General features: G+C 28.3%; 19 protein-coding genes. 8 read left to right on the top strand and 11 right to left on the bottom strand.

Features of this window, described 5'->3' with window-relative positions; translation table 11 throughout:
* The first annotated feature begins 31 nt into the window (after positions 1-31).
* On the top strand, positions 32-505 hold the full coding sequence (rlmH, locus tag LPB302_RS00800) for a 23S rRNA (pseudouridine(1915)-N(3))-methyltransferase RlmH (protein ID WP_053974453.1): 474 nt from the start codon (positions 32-34) through the stop codon (positions 503-505).
* Here rlmH and LPB302_RS00795 read toward each other — a convergent pair whose 3' ends face one another.
* Positions 506-1,300, bottom strand: a complete 795-nt coding sequence (locus LPB302_RS00795; protein ID WP_176966491.1) for a helix-turn-helix domain-containing protein — start codon at positions 1,298-1,300, stop codon at positions 506-508.
* Between the two features lie 227 nt (positions 1,301-1,527).
* Between LPB302_RS00795 and LPB302_RS00790 the strand changes: the two genes are divergently transcribed.
* The 4 genes from LPB302_RS00790 to LPB302_RS00775 all read left to right on the top strand — a co-directional run bounded on the left by LPB302_RS00790 (position 1,528) and on the right by LPB302_RS00775 (position 5,074).
* Positions 1,528-2,103 carry a non-canonical purine NTP diphosphatase gene (locus tag LPB302_RS00790; RefSeq protein ID WP_053974451.1) on the top strand — a complete coding sequence of 192 codons (576 nt, stop codon included), beginning with the start codon at positions 1,528-1,530 and terminating at the stop codon, positions 2,101-2,103.
* A gap of 29 nt (positions 2,104-2,132) precedes the next feature.
* Positions 2,133-3,161: a FecCD family ABC transporter permease gene (locus LPB302_RS00785; protein ID WP_053974450.1), complete on the top strand. Its 1,029-nt coding sequence runs from the start codon at positions 2,133-2,135 to the stop codon at positions 3,159-3,161.
* 1 nt (position 3,162) lies between these two features.
* Complete coding sequence (locus tag LPB302_RS00780; RefSeq protein WP_053974449.1) at positions 3,163-3,960, top strand: ABC transporter ATP-binding protein; 798 nt, start codon at positions 3,163-3,165, stop codon at positions 3,958-3,960.
* Positions 3,961-4,024: 64 nt separating this feature from the next.
* Positions 4,025-5,074, top strand: a complete 1,050-nt coding sequence (locus tag LPB302_RS00775; protein ID WP_053974448.1) for a M28 family metallopeptidase — start codon at positions 4,025-4,027, stop codon at positions 5,072-5,074.
* 55 nt (positions 5,075-5,129) lie between these two features.
* On the opposite strand, the gene LPB302_RS00770 is transcribed toward LPB302_RS00775, so the two are convergent.
* Together LPB302_RS00770 and holA are read right to left on the bottom strand one after the other, a co-directional pair.
* Positions 5,130-5,582: a DUF1569 domain-containing protein gene (locus tag LPB302_RS00770; RefSeq protein ID WP_053974447.1), complete on the bottom strand. Its 453-nt coding sequence runs from the start codon at positions 5,580-5,582 to the stop codon at positions 5,130-5,132.
* Positions 5,583-5,591: 9 nt separating this feature from the next.
* Positions 5,592-6,593 carry a DNA polymerase III subunit delta gene (gene holA / locus LPB302_RS00765; protein WP_053974446.1) on the bottom strand — a complete coding sequence of 334 codons (1,002 nt, stop codon included), beginning with the start codon at positions 6,591-6,593 and terminating at the stop codon, positions 5,592-5,594.
* 17 nt (positions 6,594-6,610) lie between these two features.
* Between holA and LPB302_RS00760 the strand changes: the two genes are divergently transcribed.
* Both LPB302_RS00760 and LPB302_RS00755 read left to right on the top strand, forming a co-directional pair.
* A complete protein-coding gene (locus tag LPB302_RS00760) occupies positions 6,611-7,054 on the top strand; it encodes a type I restriction enzyme HsdR N-terminal domain-containing protein (protein WP_053974445.1) in 444 nt (147 codons plus the stop codon).
* Positions 7,055-7,100: 46 nt separating this feature from the next.
* Entirely contained in the window at positions 7,101-8,099 is a 999-nt protein-coding gene (locus LPB302_RS00755) for a glycosyltransferase family 2 protein (protein WP_053974444.1), read from the top strand.
* A 2-nt stretch (positions 8,100-8,101) separates the two neighbouring features.
* On the opposite strand, the gene LPB302_RS00750 is transcribed toward LPB302_RS00755, so the two are convergent.
* The 8 genes from LPB302_RS00750 to nusB all read right to left on the bottom strand — a co-directional run bounded on the left by LPB302_RS00750 (position 8,102) and on the right by nusB (position 14,573).
* Positions 8,102-8,722, bottom strand: a complete 621-nt coding sequence (locus LPB302_RS00750) for an L-threonylcarbamoyladenylate synthase (protein WP_053974443.1) — start codon at positions 8,720-8,722, stop codon at positions 8,102-8,104.
* A gap of 70 nt (positions 8,723-8,792) precedes the next feature.
* Positions 8,793-9,494 carry a response regulator transcription factor gene (locus tag LPB302_RS00745; RefSeq protein WP_053974442.1) on the bottom strand — a complete coding sequence of 234 codons (702 nt, stop codon included), beginning with the start codon at positions 9,492-9,494 and terminating at the stop codon, positions 8,793-8,795.
* Positions 9,495-9,504: 10 nt separating this feature from the next.
* Positions 9,505-11,073: a sensor histidine kinase gene (locus LPB302_RS00740; RefSeq protein ID WP_053974441.1), complete on the bottom strand. Its 1,569-nt coding sequence runs from the start codon at positions 11,071-11,073 to the stop codon at positions 9,505-9,507.
* Between the two features lie 112 nt (positions 11,074-11,185).
* Positions 11,186-11,776, bottom strand: a complete 591-nt coding sequence (gene coaE / locus LPB302_RS00735; protein ID WP_053974440.1) for a dephospho-CoA kinase — start codon at positions 11,774-11,776, stop codon at positions 11,186-11,188.
* Between the two features lies 1 nt (position 11,777).
* The gene (locus tag LPB302_RS00730) at positions 11,778-12,716 is read right to left on the bottom strand and encodes a CdaR family protein (protein ID WP_053974439.1); all 939 of its coding nucleotides are present in this window, start codon (positions 12,714-12,716) and stop codon (positions 11,778-11,780) included.
* 100 nt (positions 12,717-12,816) lie between these two features.
* Entirely contained in the window at positions 12,817-13,110 is a 294-nt protein-coding gene (gene yajC, locus LPB302_RS00725; RefSeq protein WP_053974438.1) for a preprotein translocase subunit YajC, read from the bottom strand.
* Positions 13,111-13,122: 12 nt separating this feature from the next.
* Positions 13,123-13,584, bottom strand: coding sequence for a DUF1573 domain-containing protein (locus LPB302_RS00720; protein ID WP_053974437.1), 462 nt, complete (start codon positions 13,582-13,584; stop codon positions 13,123-13,125).
* 50 nt (positions 13,585-13,634) lie between these two features.
* Positions 13,635-14,573: a transcription antitermination factor NusB gene (gene nusB / locus LPB302_RS00715; protein ID WP_053974436.1), complete on the bottom strand. Its 939-nt coding sequence runs from the start codon at positions 14,571-14,573 to the stop codon at positions 13,635-13,637.
* A 145-nt stretch (positions 14,574-14,718) separates the two neighbouring features.
* On the opposite strand from nusB, the gene LPB302_RS00710 reads away from it, so the two are divergent.
* Positions 14,719-16,473 (top strand): ABC transporter ATP-binding protein, encoded by a 1,755-nt coding sequence (locus LPB302_RS00710; RefSeq protein ID WP_053974435.1) that lies wholly within the window; start codon positions 14,719-14,721, stop codon positions 16,471-16,473.
* Positions 16,474-16,548 lie beyond the last annotated feature (75 nt).

The raw sequence follows: 16,548 nt of genomic DNA, 5'->3' as shown, positions 1-16,548 counted from the left end.
ATTCATACGTCATAATTCGTAATTTTGAAGCATGAAAATTAAACTTTTAGCGATAGGAAAAACAGATAATAAACAACTATCTCTTTTGATAGATGAATATCAAAATCGTTTAAAACATTATATTAAGTTTGAGTTAGAAATAATACCAGACATTAAAAATGTTAAAAATCTAAGTGAACTTCAGCAGAAAGAAAAAGAAGGTGAACTTATTCTTAAAAAACTCCAGAATACAGATGTTTTAGTTTTGTTAGATGATAAAGGAAAGCATTTTACATCCATAGAATTTTCTAAATATCTGCAAAAGAAAATGAATGCTGGCTTAAAACAATTGGTTTTAGTTATTGGTGGGCCTTATGGATTTTCTGATACTGTTTATCAAAAAGCTCAAGGAAAAATATCGCTTTCTAAAATGACGTTTTCTCATCAAATGATTCGTCTTTTTATAGTAGAACAGCTCTATAGAGGTTTTACCATCTTAAAAAACGAACCTTATCATCATGAATAATTATAGTTTGCCTTTTAATTTTAAGGCAATTCTGTAAATTAGAATAATCTCTAAAATTTCTACAATAGCCTGGGTTACTAATGCTATTGGCGATAAAATTATCAAGAGTAAACAAGCTCCTGTAATAATTTCTATAATTCCAGTCCAATAAGCTAAACCACCAAATTCTTTTAATCTTAAGAGAGCAACACCAAATAAAATACTTACAATCCCATAAGAAATCAGTTTAGATAAACCAACAATACCAACAAAATCATCTGATAGGTATAATGATAATACATCTAAAAAAGATAAGAATAAAGTGAAAACAATAATTAGAAAGGCACTGATTTGTAGTAGATAGTTTTTGTAAATATTACCTACAATTATAAAACCTCTAAAAAAGAAAAGCAGAGTAATAAATGAAAGCGATTTTACCAAAGTATAAATTACTTTAAATAACCAATCATCTTTAAAATCTAAAAATTCTACCAATATTTCTAAGGAACCAAAAACGAAAAATCCAATTCCGAAGATAAAAGCAAAATTCAACTGTTTTAGAATTATGCTTTCTTTAATACCTAAAATACTATCAAACTTTCCTGGTATATATTTTTCTTCAAAAATTTCTTCATAATTAAAACCTAATACTTCTAAAATAGCTTTTATAGTATAACTTCTAGGTGATACATCTCCAGCTTCTATTCTTTGTATGGTTCTAACATTAATATTGCATTGGTCAACAAGTTCTTCTTGCGTAAAACCCTTTTGTTTTCTTAACTCAAGAATCTTTTTACCTAACTCTGGCTGTTTCATAATCTGTTGATTTTTAAATTCCATACAATGTTAATTCAGTAAAATTAGTTTACAAATTATTTTGAAGTTTTTCAACCCGACATTTTCACGACAAATCAATGACAGCAATACTTACAGTAAATTTAGATTTTTAGCAATTTACAAGATATTTTTAAAATTCTCTCTAATTTTAGAAGTAAACCTACATTATAAAATGATTACATTTGTGGAAAATCAAATTAGTTCTAATGAAATTAGTTTTTGCTACAAATAATTTAAACAAGCTAAAAGAGGTTCAAGAAATGTTACCAAACTCAATTGAGTTATTAAGCTTAAAAGACATTAATTGTAATGAAGAAGTAGATGAAACTGAGGTTACTTTAGAAGGCAATGCCAAATTAAAAGCAGATTATATTACCAAAAATTATGGTTATAACTGTTTTGCTGATGATACTGGTTTAGAAGTGGCTGCTTTAGATGGCAAACCTGGTGTATATTCTGCAAGATTTGCTGGTGCACCAAGAAGTGCAGAAAGAAATATGCAAAAATTATTAAATGAATTGATTGATGAACCAAATAGAAATGCACAATTTAGAACTGCCATTTGTTTAAACTTGAATGAAAAGCAATTTTTATTTGAAGGTATTTGCACTGGTACAATTTTAACTGAAAAGCAAGGTGAAAAAGGTTTTGGGTATGACCCAATCTTTAAACCTACTAATTACAATGAATCTTTTGCAACCATGAGTTCATCAGAAAAAAATAAAATTTCTCACAGAGGTTTAGCAGTTCAAAAATTAGTTAATTTCTTAAAAAACTATTAACCTATATTACTGGTTGTCCTAATTAATTTATGATTACAAAAAACTACACAACTCACTTTATATTATTATCGGTTTTACTGGTATTTTTATTTTTTGTGAATGTTAGTTTAGGTTCTGTATCCATTCCAATTAAAGAGATAATTTCGACACTTTTAGGGGGTGTTCCTTCTAAAGGCAGTTGGGAAATTATAATTATCAATTTTAGACTACCAAAAGCAATTACTGCAGTTTTAGTAGGTTCTGGTTTATCTATTTGTGGTTTATTAATGCAAACATTATTTAGAAATCCGTTAGCAGGACCTTTTGTTTTAGGTATTTCATCTGGAGCAAGTTTAGGAGTGGCTATTTTAATTTTAGGGTCTTCGTTTTTGGGTGGTGTTTTAATTTCGCCAACCTTATCTAATTGGTCTTTGCCAATTGCAGCAAGCTTAGGTGCTTTTTTGGTGTTAACAGCTGTAATAGTTGCTGCAAATAGAGTTAGAAATATTATGTCTATTCTAATTATAGGTTTAATGTTTGGTAGTTTAACATCGGCCTTAATTAGTGTACTAGCTTACTTTTCTCAAGCAGAGCAAATTCAACAATATTTATTTTGGAGCTTTGGTAGTTTAGGTAATTTAAGTTGGGCAGAATTAAGTGTTTTCGCATTTATTTATTTTATAGGGATACTTGGTAGCTTAACTATCATAAAACCATTAAATAGTTTTCTATTAGGAGAAAATTATGCGAAAAGTTTAGGAATAAATATCAAGAGAAATAGAAATATCATTTTACTAATTACAAGTATTTTAGCTGGAGTAATTACAGCCTTTTCAGGGCCAATAGCTTTTGTTGGTTTGGCTGTACCTCATATTGCAAAATTGCTTTTCACAACATCAAATCATAAAATATTAATACCTGCAGTTGCTATTTTAGGCGGAATTATCCTTTTAATTTGCGATGCTATTGCACAATTACCAACAAGTGAATTTACATTACCTATAAATGCAATTACCTCTTTATTTGGAGCTCCTGTTGTAATTTGGTTATTAATTCGAAAAAAGAAAATTTTTATTTAAGATGGATAAAAATCAAAATAATATCGTTTTAAAGACTAAAAATTTATCTATTGGTTACCTAAATAGAAAAAAGAAAACTGTTGTTGCAAAAGATATCAATCTAAATTTAAAAGAAAAAAACCTAATTACTGTTTTGGGTAAAAACGGAATTGGTAAATCTACATTTTTAAGAACCATTGCTAAAGTTCAAAATGCCTTATCAGGTTCAATTTTTATCAACCAGAAAAACTTAAAAGACTATTCTAATAAAGATATTTCTACATTATTAAGCTTAGTATTAACTGAACGTTTACCTGAAAGCCAACTTACTGTTTTTGAATTGGTAGCCTTAGGTAGACAACCTTATACCAATTGGATTGATAAATTATCTGACAAGGATATCGAAAAAATAAAAATTGCTTTAAAACAGACCGAAATTGAACACCTACAACATAAATTCTTTTATGAATTAAGTGATGGGCAATTGCAACGTGTTTTAATTGCAAGAGCTTTAGCACAGGATACAGCAATTATAATTTTAGATGAACCTACTGCTCACCTAGATTTACATCACACATTAAAAATTTTTTCGCTTCTAAAAAAATTAGTAAAAGAAACTTCTAAAACTATAATCATTTCTACACACCAAGTTAATTTGGCACTACAATTTTCTGATACTGTAATTTTATTTAAAGACGATAAAGTTATTTCAGGCTCAGTAGACGACCTAAATAGCACAAATGCTTTAGAAGATTTATTTCCTGAAACCATTATTAAATACGAGTCCAACTTAAAACAGTTTATTATTAAGCCTAACTAATTTTGATTAAGCTGTAACTTTTTGTTATTTTTGGTTAATAATCTTAGAAATTTAAATTTAATCGATGAAAAAAATACTTTATGTTGCAAGTGCAGTCGCTTTTATGGCTTGTGGTACTAGCAAAGAAGCATCTAAAGAAGATGCAAATGTAGATCAGGCAGCAAAATACGCAGCAACTATTACAGCAAAAGATTTGGGAAATCACTTATTTACTTACGCCTCTGATGAGTTTGAAGGTAGAGAAACTGGTGAACCTGGTCAGAAAACAGCTGTAGAATACTTAAAAAACTTTTATGTAAGTCAAGGTATTGTTAGTCCAATAGGAGGAGATGATTATTTTCAAGAAGTTCCTGCAGAATGGATTAATAAAAATACAAGAAGAGGAAAGTTTAAAGATTCAGAAAATGTGGTTGCATTTATAGAAGGTTCTGAAAAGCCAGAAGAAATTGTAGTAATTTCTGCGCATTTAGATCATGAAGGTGTTAAAAATGGTTTAGTTTATAATGGTGCAGATGATGATGGTTCAGGTACTGTTGCTATGTTAGAAATTGCAGAAGCTTTTCAAATGGCAGCAAAAGCTGGTAAAGGACCAAAAAGATCTATATTATTTTTACATGTAACAGGTGAAGAAAAAGGATTATTAGGTTCTAAATACTATACAGATGTTGATCCTATTTTTCCTTTAGCAAATACAGTTTGTGATTTGAATATAGATATGATTGGTAGAATTGATAGCAGACATAAAGCAGATCCTAACTATGTTTATTTAATTGGTTCAGATAAGTTAAGTACTGAGTTGCATACTATTTCTGAAGCAATGAATGAGAAGTATACAAACATCAATTTAGATTATAAATACAATGATGAGAACGATCCGAACCGTTTTTACTACAGATCAGATCATTATAACTTTGTAAAAAACAATGTGCCAATTATATTTTATTTTAATGGTACTCACGTTGATTACCATAAACCAACTGATACACCAGATAAAATTAACTATGAACTATTAGAAAACAGAGCACGTTTAGTTTTTCATACTGCTTGGGAAGTTGCTAATAAAGAAACAAGAATTATAGCTGATAAAGCTAAAAAAGAAGAAACTGAGGAATAGTATTTCTTAGTCTACAAATAAAAAGCCTGATAGAAATATCAGGCTTTTTTTTATGTTATACTCCAAACTGAGTTAAGTGATGATCTAAATGTTTGTAAAACATATTGTTCCATTCTTCTGATGTAAGTTTACCAAACGAATTAGATTCTTTACCATGAAAATGTGCCTTACCCAATTCTTGAGTTTGGATAATATAATCTTCTAGCCTCTTTTTCTCTTCTAAAAAATCCTTTTGATCTGTAATTAGAAACTGAGGAGCTGTTCTACTATTTTTTGGATATAATTTTTCTGATACAACTGCTCTTTTAACAATTGTTTTAAGAATCCATCTTGTAAAAGCGTTTGGCTTCTGATGTTTGTTGGTATAAACCATTTCGTAAGTTACATTGCAATGTGCCAACATTTGTGCAACAGACATTGTACCCCAAATTGGCTGTGTATCTTTTGTAAGCTTATTGATTCGTTCAATTACTTCTTCCGTAATTTCTTTGCTAAAAATATTTTTCATAATCTAAATTTAGTGTAAAATTTTGAAAATCAGTTCTTTTAAGATATCACCTTGAGTTTGGTTTGCACCTACACCTTTACTTTTTACATCTGCATCTCTTAAAAATGCAATTACTTGAGCTACTTTACGCATTGGATAATTTCTAGAAGCAGCAAAATAATCTTCAACAAAATAAATATTTACGCCTAAAGCTTTAGAAACAGCATCTTTGGATTTATTTTGTAACCCATGAAAAAGTAAAAGTTTGGTAAAAAAATTATTCAACAAAGAGATGGTCATAATTGTAGGGTTATTCTTAGGATTCTCTACAAAATAATTAATAATTCTGTTTGCCTTTAAAATGTTTTTATCTCCAATAGCTTTTAGCAGTTCAAAATTATTAAAGTCTTTAGATATACCAATATTCTCTTCTATATGGGCATCATTTATAATGGTTTCTTTAGGCAAAATTAAGGTTAACTTATCTAATTCATTTGCAATTTTACTTAAATCAGTTCCTAAAAATTCAACCAACATTTGAGCTGCTTTTGGCTCAATTTGATACTTTTTACCACTTAAAACTCTACGAATCCAATCTGCCACTTTATTGTCATACAACTTTTTACTCTCGTAAACTAAGCCAGTTTTAGCAATTGCTTTATGCAGTTTTTTACGCTTATCTAATTTCTTGTATTTGTAATTAATAACCAATACTGTAGTTGGCTGTGGGTTATTTGCATAGGCAACTAACTTTTCTATAGATCTGCTTAAATCTTGAGCTTCCTTAATGATTAGCACTTGTTTATCTGCCATCATTGGGTAACGTTTTGCAGAAGAAACAATATCTTCTATACTTGCATCTCTACCATACATTACTTGCAGGTTAAAACCCTTTTCAGATTCATCTAAAACATTCTCTTCTATATAATCAGAAATTTTATCAATATAATAAGGCTCTTCACCCATTAAAAAATAAATAGGTTTTATATCTCCCTTTTTAATATCTGAAACAATGGTTCTAATTTCGTTCATTTTCTTACTTTTGATTGATGCAAAAACTCAATCTGCCTAAGTATAATTTTAAGCTCAAAAATAGCGAAAATAAGGTGCTTATTTTCGATAATTTGAGAAAAAAATACTTGGTTCTTACTCCAGAAGAATGGGTTCGTCAGCACTTTGTACAATATTTAATTGATGAAAAACGATATCCTGCAAGCCTTATAGCTTTAGAGAAGCAACTTGTTATTAATAATCGAAAAAAAAGAACTGATGTCTTAATTTTCAATAAAAATGGAACTCCAGAGATAATTGTAGAATGCAAAGCACCTTCTATCAAAATTACCCAAGACACTTTTGATCAAATTGCTCGTTACAATTTAAAACTGAATGCACACTATTTAATAGTTACTAATGGATTGCAGCATTATTACTGTAAAATGGATTTTGAAAATGAAACTTATATTTTCTTAAAAGACATTCCTAGTTACAATTAAGAAAACTTTATTAAAAAACTCAGTTATAAAATGTAAATTCGCAACCTTGAAAACCGCGATTGTTATATTAAATTGGAATGGTAAAAAACTGCTAGAACAGTTTTTACCCTCTGTTGTAAATTTTAGCTTGCCAAAAGCAGAAGTTTATGTTGCAGACAATGCATCTACAGATGATTCTATAGCTTATATTAAAGAATTTTATCCTACAGTAAAAATTATAGAGAACAAAGAAAATGGTGGTTATGCAAAAGGTTATAATGATGCTTTACTTTCTGTAGATGCAGATATTTATGGCTTAATTAATTCTGATATTGAGGTTACAGAAAATTGGTTAGATTCTATTTCTAAGGAGTTTAAACAAAATCAAAACACAGCTATTGTGCAACCCAAAATCTTAGATTTTAAAAATAAAACCAAATTCGAATATGCAGGAGCTGCAGGTGGATTTATAGATTTATATGGATACCCTTATTGTAGAGGTCGTGTTTTTAATCATCTTGAAGAAGATCAAAGTCAATTTAATGATGTTGCTGACATTTTTTGGGCTTCTGGTGCTTGTTTCTTTATACGATCATCTGTTTTTCATGAACTAAAAGGTTTTGATGAAGATTATTTTGCTCATCAAGAAGAAATAGATTTATGCTGGAGAACTCAAAATTTAGGATATAATATAAAGTATGTTGGTACATCTACTGTATATCATGTTGGAGGTGCTACATTACAAGAAACAAATCCTAGAAAAACATTTTTAAACTTTAGAAATAGTTTATTTAACTTAGTAAAAAATGTACCTAAGCAATGGTTTTTATTTGTAATCTTTTCAAGACTAGTTTTAGACGGAATTGCTGGTATTAAATTTATTTTGCAATTAAAACCCATTCATACTTTGGCCATTTTAAAGGCTCATTTAAGTTTCTATAAAAATCTAATGAAGTTTTTAGGTAAAAGGAAACAACTAAGTAAAAGAAACGATTACAATTTACACACTAGTGCTGTATGGCAATATTTTGTTTTAGGTAGAAAAAAATTTAAGCAACTAAAATAAAGCTAAAGAATATCTAAGCTTCCTTTACCTTCTCTAATAACCTCTGGAATATTATCTGTTAAATCTATAATTGTAGAGGCTAAATTATCTCCATAACCACCATCAATTACCAAATCTACTAAGTTATTCCACTTTTCATAAATTAATTCTGGATCTGTGGTATACTCTAAAATATCATCATCATCTCTTATAGAAGAAGACACAATTGGGTTACCTAAAGCTTCTACCAGAGTTCTTGCAATGTTATTATCTGGTATTCGAATACCTACTGTTTTTCTCTTTTTAAAGGCTTTTGGCAAGTTATTACTTCCTGGTAAAATAAAGGTGTAAGGACCAGGTAATGCTCTTTTTAACAACTTAAAAGTAGGCGAATCTAACTGCTTTACATAATCTGAAAGGTGACTTAAATCATTACAGACAAATGAAAAGTTAGCTTTTTCTAACTTGATTCCTTTAATTAAAGCAATCTTTTCTAAAGCTTTAGTATTGGTAATATCACAACCTAAACCATACACAGTATCTGTTGGATAAATAATTAAACCTCCACTTTTTAAAACCTTAACCGCTTTTTGAATTTCCTTAGGATTAGGGTTTTCGTTATAAATTCGAATAAAATCAGCCATAATATAAAAATACAAAAAAACTCAACTTAAAAAATAAGTTGAGTTATATATTTAAGGGAAGTTAATCGTATTAAGATTTATCCACCAATCTAAATCCTTCTCCATGAATATTTAAAATTTCAACTTGTTCGTCTTCTTTTAAATACTTACGCAGTTTAGCGATATAAACATCCATACTTCTAGAAGTAAAGTAGTTGTCATCTCTCCAAATCTTTGTTAATGCCAACTCTCTAGGCATTAAATCGTTTTTATGGATGGCTAACATTCTTAACAATTTACTTTCTTTAGGTGATAATTTACTTGGCTCACCATCTTCGCCTACAGATAGGTGTCTTAATTTAGAATTGAAAAAGAAAGATCCAATATTAAATTCAAACTGCTCTGATTCTGTAGATTTATCTGATTCTTTTCTTTGTAAGATTGCTTTAATTTTATGTAATAAAACTTCAGAATCGAAAGGTTTATTTAAATAATCATCTGCACCAACTGCATAACCTTTTAATACATCTTCTTTTAATGTTTTAGCGGTTAAGAAAATAATTGGCACTTCCTTATTTGTTGATCTAATGTCTTGTGCTAAAGAAAAACCATCTTTTCTTGGCATCATAACATCTAGAATACATAAGTCATAATCACTGTTTTTAAACATGATTAAACCTTCTATACCATCTTTGGCATGTGTTACGTTATAATCATTTAACGCTAAATAGTCTTTTAGAACCGTTCCAAAATTTGGATCGTCTTCTACTAACAAAATCTTTTTACTTCCCATTTTTAAACTTTTAAATTAAAGGTAATTTTACTGTAAATATGCTTCCTTTTCCTTTTTCACTTTCTACAAAAACTGTTCCATGATGTTTATCTACAATCTCTTTTACATAAGCCAAACCTAAACCATGACCTTTAACATCATGTATGTTTCCTTTTTGCTCTCTGTAGAATTTATCAAAAACATTCTTTTGTACACTTTTATTCATTCCTATTCCTTCATCCTTAATTTTAAAGATGAAAAATTTATTTGTACTCTCTGTATACACATCTATTTTTGGTGCACCTTCTGTATATTTTATAGCATTTTCTAACATGTTTACAACAACGTTAGTTAAATGAAATTCATTACCAGTAATTTCTGGAGTAAGTGCTTCAAAATGCGTTTCTACACTTCCTCCTTTATCATTAATTAATAAATGAACGTGACTAATTGCTTCTTCAATTATGTCGTGAATATCTACTGTTTCCTTACTAATCTCTAACTGGTTTTTTTCTAATCTAGAAATACGTAACACGTTTTCCACTTGTGTATGCATACGCTTATTTTCATCACGTATCATATTTACATAACGAACTACCTTTTCTTGATCTGAAATAATTTTTGGATTTTTAATAGAATCTAAGGCCAAATTAATTGTTGCAATTGGTGTTTTAAACTCATGTGTCATATTATTGATGAAATCTGTTTTTATCTCAGAAATTTTTTTCTGTTTGATCAATTGATATAATGAACTTGAAAAAGCAATAATAATTATGAATATAAAAAATAGTGACAGTAATAAAATACCAGAAATTCCAGAAAGGATATGATTGTTCTTTGTTGGAAATGTTACATATAAATAATGAACTGGTAAATTGTCTGAATTAAAAAATAATGGATGTCTGTAACTGTCTTTTTTATTAATAGTATAATAACCAGACTTTAATTTGGTAGCCAAGCCATCTACACCATAAACCCCATATTTAAAATCTAAAAATATGTTTTTCTTATTCAGTTCATCTTTAATAGTGGCATTCAACTCCCTATTACTAACTCTTTGGTTAATTGGTTTTTTCTCAAATAAACTTCTAAAAGTTTCATAGTTATACTCCTTTTCTAAGTTAGTATAACGTTTTGTAAATGATGTTCTTAAAACTTTTGGAGGTGTATTATTATCCATACCAGCAAAAGACTTTGTCTGAAAGAAATCTTTTTTACCAGAAATACGTTTTAAAATAATACTATCATTATCTAAAAAATCTTCTGCTGGTAATTTAAAATTTTCCTCTAAATAGGTAGCTCCTAAAGAAAAGGTTTGTTTGTTTGTAGTATCTATCTCCTGAAAGAAATAATTTTTGATTTGAGCTGCATTTGCCAAACCAATATTTTCTATCATTCCCTCAATTTTTCTATCAATTAAATCTTGCTCTTTTTCATTAATTCGCTCTGCAACTCTTATTAAAGAAATTTTAACATCGTTGGTAAATTGCTGGTTTTTACTCTCAACTGCATTGTCTATCCAATACAGTTGTACAGCAATAATTCCTATTAAGGAAATGCTCATTAAAATAACGATAAGAACAAACATTTTTTTGCCCATAAATCAAAGTTAAGTTTTTAAAAAATTGGAAATCTCGTTTTTAACGTTGATTAACAGATTTAGTTCAATTTTAAGAACAATTTAACAAAAACACTGAATATAATAAAAGCATTCAGGCTTTTTCTGTTAAAATTTTATGGATTTTTTCGACTTGAAGCTTAGTTTGATCTAAATTTTTATTGTAAATAATGTAGTTAGATTGTAGTAATTTTGGAGTATCACTCAACTGATTTTTAATACGATTTAAAACTTCAGTTCTGCTAGAATTATCTCTAGAAATTATACGTTCTAATTTAGTTTCTAGATCTACATAAACTGTAATTATAAAATCGCATAATAAATTACTTTTACTTTCAAACAAAATAGCAGCTTCGTAAATAATAAAGTCTTTATTTATTTGGCTTTTCACAAAATTTTGAAAATGCTTTCTTACTTCTGGATGAACAATTTTATTTAAGATCTCTAATTTAGATTTATCTTTAAATACAATATTAGAAATGTAAGCTCTATTTAGTTGATTGTTGCTGTAAGCTTTTTCACCAAACTCTTGAATCACTTTACTTTTAATTACAGAAGAAGTATGCATTAGTTTTTTTGCTTCTACATCTGCAATATAAATGGCAACATTATTATAGGTTGCAAAAAGATTGGCAACTGTAGTTTTACCACTTCCAATACCACCTGTTAAACCAACTATTTTCATATTATTTTTGAATTAAAAAATCAATTTTAGAAGGTATTAGTTTTACACTTCTAACATAGTTGGGTTTTAAAGTAATTTTTGGAATCAAATAGCTCAAATCATTATTGGCAGACATTTCATAATCACATTCCACTTTAAAAGAAGATTTAGAAACTTGATTAAAATTTGATAAAGCTACCACAAAAACAACCTGAATTTCATCATTTAAAATAGTAACATTTACATCTTCAGGTAAATTAATTATGGTAAAAGGAATATTTATTGAGCCTTCTGTAAACTTATCTACTTTACCTTTAATTGTGGCAGATGTTGCAGTTAATTTTAAATTTTCAGCACTTTCTGGCTTCAATATTTTTAAAGAATGATTAAAATCTGCTTTTATATCAGATAACATTAAGTTCTCTAACTCTAAATAATCAATATCCTTAATTTGTGATGAAGGGCCAGAAATTAAAATTGAATCTGGTTCTACAACCACTTCTTCTAATAAGTCATAACCTATGTGATACTCTAACTCTAGTTTAGGCTTTACAGCCACCAATTTAGAAGCTAATGCACCAATATTTAAGTTTATAGTATCTCTTTCTATTTCTTGTAAATCAACTCCTGTGAATAATTGCTTTTGAATTTTTAAAAACTGATTTTTAGTTAGGAGATAGTAATCATCACCTTTTTTTTGCTGCAATTTAGAAGCATCAATAGTTAGACTTTTTTTGCGTATTTCTGTAATTGCAATTTTAAAACCAGTTGCTTTTATAGATAAGTTCAACTCAGTAATTGGAGCTTCTTGTAAAAGTTTATTTTGCGGAATATTAGTGTATTGAACAGGCAGTGTTACTTCTGTAATATATTCTTTAGAAAAGGTAATTAACAACCAAATAAAGAAAGATATAATGACAAAAACAATAAACGTTTTCGGTATTTTCTTAGAAGTTTTCAATAGAGATTTTTTTTACTGCAATCTAGCAAAAAGGATGTTAACAAAAAAGTGAGCTTTCTCTAAAAAAGAAAAAGCTCACTTATAAAATTATTTGTAAAAATTATTTTTTAGCTGGTGCTAAATACTTTTTACTTAATTCCATAGAAATTGCAGAACGTTCAAACTTAATTTTACCTGCTCCTGTTTCTAAAGTAATAGTGTTATCTGTAGCATTAATCTCTACAATTTTACCATGTATACCACTAGCAGTAATAACTTTTGCTCCTTTTTTAATTTCTGCTTGAAATGCTTTTTCTTTCTTTTGACGTTGCATTTGTGGTCTTATCATAAAAAAATATAAGACTAAAATCATTGCCAAAAATGGCAACATACTTGCTAAACTTCCTGAATCCATTTATAAATGTAATTATGCTTTTGGGGTAACCATACCTTTAAGCGTTAATATTTCTCTTCCAGATTCAGTATTTGTAATTAAAGTAATATTCTTTTGTTGTCTATTACTTTTACCATTTGTATTAAATCTTACTTGAATTTCTTCTGTAGCTCCTGGCTTAATAGGTTTTTTTGGCCAAACAGGAACTGTACAACCACAAGTTACTTGTGCATCTGTAATAACTAAATCTGTTTTACCAGAGTTTGTTAAGGTAAAAACTGTTTCTACAATTTCACCTTCTGTAACTGTACCAAAATCGTACTCTGTTTCATCGAAAGTTACTACTGCAGCTCCGTTTTTAATTTCTACATCTCTATTCTTTGCACTTTCTAAATTTTCTTTATTAATTTTAGATGATGCATTGCTATTATTACCACAAGAAATAAAAGCCATTGACGTTGCTAAAAACGCTATTAAAATTGTTGATCTTTTCATGTTATATTAATTTGTGTAAAAATAATGAATTAAAAATGGAGTTTACAAATTTATAGTAATCCTCTTCCAATTTTTACAATTCTTTTATCCTTTGTAAACTCTTTAGAGATTTTATCTAATACTCCATTTATAAAATAACTACTCTTTGAAGTAGAGTAGTCCTTGGCTATTTCAATGTACTCGTTAATGGTAACTCTTACTGGTATAGATGCAAAGTTTACAAATTCTGTAATTGCCATTTTTATTAATATCATATCAATATCAGCAATTCTATCTGTTTCCCAATTTGGAGTTTTATCTGTAATATCTTGTTCGTAAGTTTTGCTCTTTAACATTGTTTTTCTGAACAATTCTGAAACAAAATCTTCATCATCTTTATCTTTATATAAATTACCTAGAATAAAGTTTTTAGATTCTTTTTGCTTGCTTAATGTCTTTAAAACCCATGTATTCACAAAAGGAATATCATCTACCCAAGAAATCATTTTGTCTTCATAATACTCAGCTAACTTTTCGTTTGGAGCTATAATTTCTTTGTAAAAATCGTGTACAAAGGCCTTATCAATTTTATAAGAATCTTCTTTATTGTCTAAGTAGTTTTTATATAAATCACTTTTTTGAAGTTCATCAAAAAGAATTTTTACATACTCATCATCTAAAGACCAATTGCTTAGTTTATTAACTTCTAAATAGCTTTCCATGCTTATGCTTTCTGCAATTGCATTGATAACCTTATTGTCGATAAATTTTGTGTTTGGTTTTAAATCTTCTGAAGTTGCTAAAATTTTCCTTTTTGACAACTCCATTTTTTTTGAGGCTAATTTTTGTACTTCTACAAGCAACTGTATGTTTAACACATATAAATCGAAAATTTTTAAAATACTGTGCTTTAAAAACTTCTCTTCTCTAACCATATCATCATTATGAGATTGTTGCATGGCATAGACAGACTGCATTACTTTAACTCGAATATGTCTTCTGTTAATCATTGTAAAGAACTTAAATAATTTGCTTTTTGGTGCACTGCAAAAGTAGTATTATTTTACTTTTGAGAACACTCTTTTTAATTCTTTTTTAAGAAAATTTATCTTTTCGAAACTCGTATCTTCGTGCTTTCTTTTTAATATATTTTCATTGAAAGCATTACAATATCTTAATAAATACTTTTCGAAATATAAATGGCGAATTATAATTGGTTTGCTTATTACCATACTTTCTAAGTTACTTGCATTACAAGTACCTAGAATTATTGGTGATTCTTTTAATATTGTCGAAGATTATTTAGACAATACTATATCTGATTTAGCCTTTGTTAAGCATGAGCTTTTAATGAATGTTCTTATTATTGTTGGTGTTGCATTATTGAGTGGATTCTTTACTTTTTTAATGAGACAAACCATAATTGTTACTTCTAGGTTGATAGAGTTCGATTTGAAAAACGAGATTTATCAACAATATCAAAAATTATCTCTCAATTTTTACAAGAAAAATAGAACTGGAGATTTAATGAATAGAATAAGTGAAGATGTTTCTAAAGTAAGAATGTATGTTGGGCCAGCAATTATGTATACCATGAATATGATTGTACTTTTTGCTGTTGGTTTTACCCAAATGCTTCAAGTAGATAAACAACTTACATTATACACTTTAATTCCTTTTCCTTTATTATCAATTTCAATATTTATACTTTCTAAGGTTATTCATAAAAGAAGTACTATTGTTCAGCAATATTTATCTAAATTAACCACTTTTAATCAAGAGTTTTTCTCAGGGATAGATGTTGTAAAATCTTATGGAATTGAACGTTCTATAATTAAAGATTTTGATGTTATTTCTGATGAAAGCAAAGAAAAAAATATCGACTTACAGAAAGCCAACGCTTTATTTTTTCCTTTAATGATTTTATTAATTGGAATTAGTAATTTAATTGTGATTTACATTGGTGGCTTACGTTATATAAATGGAGAAATTCAATCTGGAGTTATCATAGAGTTCATCATGTATGTAAATATTTTAACATGGCCTGTAGCTGTTGTTGGCTGGGTTACATCAATGGTGCAACAAGCTGAAGCTTCGCAAGCAAGAATTAATGAATTTTTAGATGAAGTACCAGAAATACAAAATACAAACAACAACCCTACTCCTATTAAAGGTAAAGTAACTTTTAAAGATGTTTCATTTACTTATGAAGACACCAATATTACAGCTTTAAAAAATATAGATTTAACTGTTGAAGCAGGAGAAACCTTAGCTATCTTAGGAAACACAGGCTCAGGAAAGTCTACCATTATAGAATTAATATCTAGACTCTATGATGTTACTAAAGGTGTAATACTTATTGATGATACACCAATTATAGAAGCTAATTTATATGATGTTAGAAGTCAAATTGGTTTTGTTCCTCAAGATCCATTTTTATTTTCAGACACTATAGGCAACAATATTAAATTTGGTAAAGAAGAAGCTACCAAAGATGAAATTATAGATGCAGCTAAAAATGCTGTTGTACATGATAATATAGTTGAGTTCACAAATGGTTATGACACTATTTTAGGTGAACGTGGAGTAACTTTATCTGGAGGACAAAAACAACGTGTTTCTATTGCTAGAGCAATTATAAAGAATCCTAAAATTTTAATTTTTGACGATTGTTTATCTGCTGTAGATACAGAAACAGAAGAAAAAATACTGTCAAACTTAGAAAAAGTATCTAAAAACAAAACTACTTTTATTATCAGTCATAGAGTTTCATCAGCAAAAAATGCAGATAAAATTATCGTTTTAGATGAAGGTAGAATTGCACAGCAAGGAACTCATAATCAACTAATAAAAACAGAAGGCTACTACAAAGACCTTTATGAACAACAACTTTTAGAAAAAGAAATTTAATGTTTAACATTGCTACGTAAAATATTTTATTAGATTTGTAACAACAACAATTACAAGATAACAACTATATTTTAG

Source organism: Polaribacter dokdonensis (assembly GCF_024362345.1).
Classification (GTDB): domain Bacteria; phylum Bacteroidota; class Bacteroidia; order Flavobacteriales; family Flavobacteriaceae; genus Polaribacter; species Polaribacter dokdonensis.
This window is presented reverse-complemented; position numbering and strand designations above follow the sequence as displayed.